Annotated in this window: 2 protein-coding genes; both read left to right on the top strand. The window is 40.4% G+C overall.

The features are described from left to right. Positions 1–77: 77 nt before the first annotated feature. A complete protein-coding gene (locus tag ON15_RS02015) occupies positions 78–581 on the top strand; it encodes a phosphatidylglycerophosphatase A family protein (RefSeq protein ID WP_010579804.1) in 504 nt (167 codons plus the stop codon). Positions 582–710: 129 nt separating this feature from the next. After that, positions 711–1,953 (top strand): FAD-binding oxidoreductase (locus tag ON15_RS02010; RefSeq protein ID WP_010579803.1); only part of this gene is annotated, 1,243 nt, incomplete at its 3' end.

Here is a 1,953-nt window from a genome sequence, read left to right as displayed (position 1 = left end):
CCTAAAAAGCTGACTTTTTGCATAAATAGTTAAATCGTCCTACAATGAAGGATACTAGTTTGAGAGGAGAGATTATTTTGAATGATCCAAAATTTAAATATCCAGACCAAGCATCATTTGATTTTGTGATCAATTACTTCAAGTCTAAGAATGTCTCAACTAAAGACATTGCTAAAATCACTTATCAGATCCAGCAAGCTTATGTTCCTGGTATTACTTTAGCTGAAGCACAGGAAGCAGTGCTAGATGTGTTGCATAAACGTGAGGTTTTAAATAATGCGATGGTTGGATTAGCTTTAGATCGATTAGCGGATCAGCATCAGTTACCGGAGCCACTGCAAAGTATTATTGCTAATGATAGTGGTGTTTTTGGAGTCGATGAGTTATTAGCCGAAGAGGGAATTTCTGGGATTTACGGTAAGATTGCTAGTACTAATTTTGGTTACTTAGACAAAGAAAAACACGGCATTATCAAAAAGTTGGATCGGCCAGCTGATGGGAGCATTAATACTTTCTTAGATGATATCGTTGCCGCGATTGCAGCGGCGGCAGGAGCTAAGATTGCTCACGCTCATGCGTAATTTGAAACAATCAAAGCTAACTAATTTAAAGTTTCGAACCTTTTGCTTATTGACAAAAGGTTTTTTTTGTGCCATTTTTGCTTTAATTAGTATTTAATTTTACTCTCATATAAGAAGGATGGCGGTACTGTGACAACTGATTTAACGGAATTAACCTTACCTAATGGTGAACTGATTATGAATGCTGATCGCTTAAAAGAATATGGAATCAATAAATTTACTCAGGAATTAAATAACGGCAATCAGCCTTTAGCGGCAGTCAAAGCTCAAAGTGTCGCGGATGTACAAGCAGTTATGAAATTTGCTAATAGTCACCAATTACCAGTAACGGCTAGAGCGGCAGCAACATCGATCGTTAATAGCTCAGCTGGTCTTGATGGTGGTCTAGTGCTGGACCTTTCAGCGATGAACCGGATTTTAAAGATCAGTATTCCTGATCAAATCGCAATCGTCGAACCAGGCGTGATGAACGGTGATTTGGATCAAGCCGTTCGCAAATCGGGCTATTTCTTTGCACCCGACCCAGGTTCTAAGCCAATCAGTTCGATCGGTGGCAATATTGCAACTAATGCCGGTGGAATGAGTTCTTTGAAGTATGGGACAACTAAGCAATCAGTTTATGGCTTGAAAGTTGTCTTGGCCGATGGAACTTTAGTCAAGCTTGGTGGACCAACATTTAAAAATAATACTGGTTATGATTTGACCGATTTATTTGTTGGCTCAGAAGGAACGCTGGGAATTATTGTTGAAGCAACTGTTCGTCTCATGCCGCTTCCATTTGGCAATCCAGTCACCGGCTTAGCGACTTTTGAAAATATGAAACAATTAAGCATCGGTGTGCAAAAGCTTTCCGGCAGTGGCTTATATCCGTCAATGATGGAAGCTTTGAATGATACTTCGATTGAAGCGCTTGATCGCCTTGAAGGAACTAACTTGGCCGGTGATGGTGCCTCAGCTTTGTTGATTTTTCAATTAGATTCAGCTGCCGCTGGGTCAGTTTCAGCTTCAAAAAAACTCTTGCAGGCCGCTGGTGCTTTGCAGATTTCGGTTACCGATGATGCTGATTATGCCCAAAAAATCATTAAAATTCGACAAGACTATTATCAAGCGGAAGCTGCATATGGTCGTTTAGTGGTTGAAGATGTCGCTGTTCCGCTGTCTAAGTTACCTGATTTAGCGGCCTTTGTTGAAAAATTAAAATTTACAACAAAAGTTAAAGCCTTTTTAGGCGGTCATGCTGGTGATGGCAACTTTCATCCCAACATTGCGATTCCTAAAGATTCTCAAGGCCTTCCAACTGACGTCCAGGCTGCAATTGATCAGATTTTTGAATATGTAATCTCACTGGGTGGGACGATTTCTTCGGAACATG

It is taken from the genome of Liquorilactobacillus vini DSM 20605 (genome assembly GCF_000255495.1).
GTDB classification, from domain to species: Bacteria; Bacillota; Bacilli; order Lactobacillales; family Lactobacillaceae; genus Liquorilactobacillus; species Liquorilactobacillus vini.
The sequence above is the reverse complement of the archived record's forward strand: the minus strand, read 5'-3'. Positions and strand labels throughout refer to the sequence as shown.